This is a genomic window from Azospirillum sp. BE72 (assembly GCF_031455875.1).
In the GTDB taxonomy this organism is placed as follows: Bacteria; Pseudomonadota; Alphaproteobacteria; order Azospirillales; family Azospirillaceae; genus Azospirillum.
Map to the genome: position 1 here is coordinate 1 of NZ_JAVDTO010000038.1, position 5,445 is coordinate 5,445.

Here is a 5,445-nt window from a genome sequence, read left to right on the forward strand (position 1 = left end):
GACAAAACCAGCACCGCTGGCGCATCTCAGAAATGGCGGTTTTCCGTGGCTTGGTGCCTGAGTTGTCGATGCTTTGTCGATATTTTGTCAACGCGCTGGACACCTTGCTATCCCTGGGTTTTCCTCGAATCTGTCGATAGTCGAGGGGGGGTGCCGAGAGAAACCGGTTGTCGATATTACACGGTTGAATGCCGCGTTTTCATCGACTAAAATATCGACAGAATGATTTCCCAGGAGTTTCAAGGACATGGAGTCGAAGAAGAAGACCGTGTCAACGACCGGTTCCCGTCGTGGCCGCCCCAAGAAACCCGAGCGTGAGCCAGGGCAGTTGGAGTGGGATTTCGACAAGATCCTCACCACCATGAATCAAAACGAGGAAGCCGCCGCTACGCTCATGGCGATGCTGGCATCTCGCAGCCAAGGTGGCGACCAGTGGCGCGGCTTGATGGCGGTGCCGCCTGCATCGTTCATTGAGGCGGTGATCTCCGAGTTCCGCCAGAAGACGAACCTTCCACTGGAACTGCCGTTTTTCGTCACGTTCGCGTATGTGTCTGGCTATCTGCTGCGTCGTGGAACGCACCTCATGACCGAGGCTGGGCGGGTCGATCCGGACATCTGGCTTGTCCTGCTGGCTTCCTCTGGCGCAGGGAAAACGTTCGTTCAGAAACAGGTGCGAGACGCACTTGGCGACGTTGTTGCGGAGTCAGAGTTTCCCGGAACTGGCATCGTCTCATCCGCTCGTTTCGTTGAAAAACTGTCCGAGCATCCGCGGGGTGTGTGGGTTCGCGACGAGTTTGCGCAGTATCTCAAAGCGATCAGCGCTGATGCTGGCCCCCTTGCTGACATGAAAGATTATTTGTTGCGCCTCTACGACAACGACTCGTTGGAGCGCAGTTCGTTGAAGGGGACCGTCAAGGCGGAGAACCCGGCCCTCTCCATTTTGGGCCTTACGGTGCATGAAACTTTCAGTCAGCACGTCACCGCCGAGATGATGCTGGACGGATTTGCGCAGCGTTTCGCCTATATCATCGCACAGGCCGATCCGGCCCGTCATTTCACCGATTATCCAATCTGGAAAATCGACACATCGGTCTGGCAACGTCGCTGGCAAGAGATCGAAGAGAACATTCGCGACGTCTATTACGCGCCAGAGGAAACCGCAGGAGAGGCGTTCAGAGCATCGTTCAAAGCGCTCTACAACGAAGGGCTTCCGGAGTCATTCTATCGCCGCATCCTCTGGCGTGCGCACAAATATGCCCTGATCTATCACGTCCTGACTGGCGACCCTTCCGAGGAACTGACCGCTGTGGACTACGGCTGGGCGGCTCGCGCGCTGTCCCTCCATATCGACGACGCGGCAAAACTCATTGGCGATCATGGCCTTGGCGATCTGGAACGATTGATCCAGGCAGGTGAGCGTGTAGCACGGCGCGTCATGGTCGAGGAAAAGCGAGCGGTCAAGCCGCGTGACCTGATCCGTGGCATTTCGAACATCAGGAACGTAGCCCAAGCGGAATCCTTGCTGCGTGTCATGACCATGATGCGCCCGTCAGAAGAAGGTGCGTCATGATTTGACGCTTTACGTCAGTCTATACGTCGTCAACTAGTTTACATGACACGATGTAAACTAGTTGACGGACGATCAGTAAGTGTGTTGTATTGGCAACAGTCTATTCCAACGTAAATGGTTTCTTAAGATTTGGCTTTAATCGTTCTGAAAACAGTGTAGCCTTACAATCAGTCGCAGTGACGCCATACGATGAAAGGAATCCCCACATGGCGAGACGACCGAGTAAGGATCAAGACAGGTCCATGAACTTTCTCCTTCCCTTGTCTGACAAGGGAAAGTCGAAGATGATTTCGTGCCGTATTGACGAAGCGCTATACAACGCGTTTCAGGATGCTGCTGAACGTGCTGAGGGACGTGGGCTGGGTCGCCTGTCCATCACACACGTTGTCGAGCAGGCGATGCGCATGGCCATCTCCCAGGTCAACGGCAGTGCTACGCAGCAGGAGTTGCCGTTCGACGCTGCCACGGCTGATGAGCAGCAGGACGAGCAGCAGGACGACGAGCAAGAGCACCAGCCGGACGCAGTGCAAGAAAAGCCGAAGCGTTCCCGTAAGCCTCGCAAGACCGAAGAAGTTCAGTCAGAGCAGCAAGACAGCGAGTAAGACAACTCGCAGGTCAACGCGCTTTATTCCGCAAGCGCGGAGCGCGGAGCGGCGGGTGGGTGATTTGCCGATCCGCCGCTTTTTCTTCCTGCCGACATGAACCTTTAAGATCTAAACATAGATACTCATTATCGCACCTTTAGGGGTCGCTCCGCGCCCCCTAAAGGTGCCCATTCGCCCAGCATCCTGCTGGGAGTAGAAAAGAACGAAAGGAGTACACGCATGCCGTTTGTCGACTATGTGACGATCACACAGCAAATTCTGAATGAGGACGTTCCTGCCGTCGCGCACAGGGTGAAGATTGCCGCCGGCGAGGATGGCATCGACCCTGTCGGATTCGGGTGTGGCTACACCCGATACGGCGTCGAAATGATGATCCAGGTTGGCAAGATTTCGCCAGAACTGGCGGCGAGTTACCTGCGGGCGTTGGCTGACGCTGTGGCATCCGGTGGCGAATGGCCTGCCCTCCGCTTCATCTCCAATCAGGCGGGGGACGTTCTGTAATGAGCGCTATGAACCTCGGTTTGTGGCGTGCTGGCACTAGCGATGCGCAGTGCCTTGCAGCCCTGAACACGCTGCACGACAGCGTGTACAGCAGCGGCGAAAACCCGGACGTTGAATGGCTGATCAGCAAACTGAGCGAACTCTATTCCGTGCTGGAAATGGCCATCGCAAACCGAGCGCGCGCCGTTTCTCCGATCCTGTTGCACGCGCTCGGTCAATGGCAGGCCCTTCTAAACTCCAGTGATGCTGTCATCTGGCGCCACAACACGGTCATAGACAGCACGATCAACGGGATCCTCGGGGACATCGATTACCTGATCTGGCTGATCGCTTCCATTCCTCAGCCCAAGTAGCGCTCTGCACCCACCTGCCGCCGCGCGCTCCGCGCTTGCGGAATAAATGAGGCAGCCACCATGGCCGATTTTCCCTGTGTTCTACGTGTTGCACCGGTCAAGGAAGCGGCTATTCGTGGCGCTCATCTTCACCAGACACGTACTGGCGGCCCTGGAGCGTCGCCCAGTTTCGACACCAGCAGGCGGGGCTTGAACCGCACCTTGTACGGCACTGGCAACGTCCAGGCGGACGTTGCCGCCGTTCTGGGGCAATATAAGAAGGCGCACAAGGACGGCACGCCGTGTGCCGAAATGATCCTCACGGCAGATGACGAGTTCTTTAACAGCATCTCCCCAGGCTGGCGGAATGGTGTTTACACCGACCAATTTAAGGGCTGGGTGCGCACCAATGTTGAATGGTTGAAGCGCAAATATCCTGGCCTTGCGAGCGTAACCTTGCACATGGACGAGCACACGCCGCATCTCCACGTCATGGTGGTGCCGTTGTCCACGTATGAGCAGAGGTATAGACGCGGCTCTAAGACCGTGACGAAAGTTCATTACAACAAGGTCTTTGGCGACGATGCTGCGATAATTGCCGAGGCCCGTAAGACTAATAACAGCGAACTCACCAAGTTAGGGCGCTTGCAGACCGAATATGCAAATGTCATGCGCCCATTTGGACTTGTTCGCGGCGTTAAGAACAGCAGGGCGCATCACCGCACCGTCAAGCAGTACCATGATGCAGTGAACAAACCTCTTGCCGATCGTCCTGTAAAGCCCTCCATCCAGTTGCCGGAAAAGCCAGCGTTGTACGTAGCAATGAAAGCGGCCGGTATAGACACTGCGTATGACAAGGCTCTTGCAGAATTGGAGATGGAAACATCGCGCTACGAGTCAGACGTTGCGTCTTACCAAGTTCAACTGGAATCGAAAGCAAAGGAGTTTGACAGGATGAAAGACGAGAACAAGACATTGAAGCAGTCATTGCGCATCAAGGACGAACAGATAGCAAAACTGTCGGAAGAGTTGACGCTCAGTAAGGAAGTCATTGACCGGCTTCGCAAGTCGCCATTGCAAGGTGTTGCGCAGGCACTCGGTTATGACGGATTGCTGACAAACGAGAATGGCTCTCCTAAGTGGAAGGGTGCCATCGACATGGTCAAAGATGTTGGTGGCCTTGATTACAAGCAGGCCGTCGCATGGCTTTACCATGAGTTCGGCGCCAATGATGCTGTTCTGCTGTCAGCCAACGAAGCGGTTGCTGTGGCTCGTGAGCATGTGCAGGAGATTGAAGGCCGTAAAGAGCCTCGTCCATACACCAAGCAAGAGTATGCGATCCGTGCGGAACTGGCGAAGCAACTTGACGCTCTGAATGCTGATAAATATCGCGTTACGCTCATGCACCAAGATGCAGGTCGGTCTTACAATCTGGGCAAGGCACGCACCCCAGATACTGCCGAACGCTTCTTCAAGCGTGATGAATTGTTGGACATGGTTCCGAAACTCAACAACGAAAACTGGCGGCGCGAATATAACGTCTTCATTACGCCGTTCAGTGACCGCTACTGGTACGTCCTGATGGACGACATGACACCCGACAGCCTTGCAAAGATGAAAGCGGATGGTCATGCATTTTCTGTAATTCAAAAGACAAGCACGGCGTCTATACAAGGCGTTATGCTTCTGCCAAAGGATGCCGCTGACAAGGACGTTGGAAATGCGGTGTTTCGGACGCTGAACCTGGAGTATGGCGACCCGAATATCAGCGGATTCGTACACCCGTTCCGCGCCGTTGGCTTTCGCAACGTCAAGCCGAAGCACAGACTGTCGGATGGCCGCTTCCCTGTTGTGACGCTGCTTGAGGCAGCACACAGTGCCTGCAAGCGGCTTGCCGGCCTGGTTCGCGATGTGATGATGCAGACGGACCTTACAGCCGCCCAGGCGGTGCCCGAGGCGGTGCGCAAGCAGTCTATGCAACGCCTTGCAGATGTCCCGCCATCTGCGGCTCTGGACCCCACCATTGCCCGTGAAGCGGCGCAGTTTTACGGCTGGGTCGTGGAGCGCTACAAGGGCCATTCCGAGAAAGGGGCAGACCTTTCAACGGCTGATTTCATGCTTGCCAAACGCCTCCATGAGCGCGGCATTGCCGCCGACCAGATCAAGGCTGCGATCCTCCAGCACAGCCCCAATCTGCTGGGTCGACACCGTGACACCTCGTACCACGTGAACCGCATCCTGAGCCGCTTCCAGTCTCCCGAGCCTGCCGAACAAGAGACCGAACCGGACGTTGACCACACCCCGAAACCCTGAGTTGCTGTGTGTGGCGTTGACAAAATATCGACAAAACCAGCACCGCTGGCGCATCTCAGAAATGGCGGTTTTCCGTGGCTTGGTGCCTGAGTTGTCGATGCTTTGTCGATATTTTGTCAACGCG

The 5,445-nt window shown here is 55.7% G+C and carries 5 protein-coding genes; all 5 read left to right on the forward strand.

Going from position 1 to position 5,445, the window contains the following annotated elements:
- The first annotated feature begins 247 nt into the window (after nucleotides 1-247).
- The 5 genes from J2Y49_RS32235 to mobV all read left to right on the forward strand — a co-directional run bounded on the left by J2Y49_RS32235 (nucleotide 248) and on the right by mobV (nucleotide 5,321).
- Nucleotides 248-1,570, forward strand: a complete 1,323-nt coding sequence (locus tag J2Y49_RS32235) for a hypothetical protein (protein ID WP_310119847.1) — start codon at nucleotides 248-250, stop codon at nucleotides 1,568-1,570.
- A gap of 242 nt (nucleotides 1,571-1,812) precedes the next feature.
- Nucleotides 1,813-2,172, forward strand: a complete 360-nt coding sequence (locus J2Y49_RS32240) for a hypothetical protein (protein ID WP_310119848.1) — start codon at nucleotides 1,813-1,815, stop codon at nucleotides 2,170-2,172.
- A gap of 222 nt (nucleotides 2,173-2,394) precedes the next feature.
- On the forward strand, nucleotides 2,395-2,676 hold the full coding sequence (locus J2Y49_RS32245; RefSeq protein ID WP_310119850.1) for a hypothetical protein: 282 nt from the start codon (nucleotides 2,395-2,397) through the stop codon (nucleotides 2,674-2,676).
- Nucleotides 2,676-3,029, forward strand: a complete 354-nt coding sequence (locus tag J2Y49_RS32250) for a hypothetical protein (RefSeq protein WP_310119852.1) — start codon at nucleotides 2,676-2,678, stop codon at nucleotides 3,027-3,029. The genes J2Y49_RS32245 and J2Y49_RS32250 overlap by 1 nt, the downstream gene beginning before the upstream one ends.
- A 60-nt stretch (nucleotides 3,030-3,089) precedes the next feature.
- Nucleotides 3,090-5,321 carry a MobV family relaxase gene (gene mobV, locus J2Y49_RS32255; protein ID WP_310119853.1) on the forward strand — a complete coding sequence of 744 codons (2,232 nt, stop codon included), beginning with the start codon at nucleotides 3,090-3,092 and terminating at the stop codon, nucleotides 5,319-5,321.
- Nucleotides 5,322-5,445: the final 124 nt, after the last annotated feature.

What these genes read in the sequence shown, in the direction of transcription:
- J2Y49_RS32235 (WP_310119847.1), top strand. Translation starts at nt 248, where the DNA reads ATGGAGTCGAAGAAGAAGACCGTGTCAACGACCGGTTCCCGTCGTGGC.
- J2Y49_RS32240 (WP_310119848.1), top strand. Translation starts at nt 1,813, where the DNA reads ATGAACTTTCTCCTTCCCTTGTCTGACAAGGGAAAGTCGAAGATGATT.
- J2Y49_RS32245 (WP_310119850.1), top strand. Translation starts at nt 2,395, where the DNA reads ATGCCGTTTGTCGACTATGTGACGATCACACAGCAAATTCTGAATGAG.
- J2Y49_RS32250 (WP_310119852.1), top strand. Translation starts at nt 2,676, where the DNA reads ATGAGCGCTATGAACCTCGGTTTGTGGCGTGCTGGCACTAGCGATGCG.
- mobV (WP_310119853.1), top strand. Translation starts at nt 3,090, where the DNA reads ATGGCCGATTTTCCCTGTGTTCTACGTGTTGCACCGGTCAAGGAAGCG.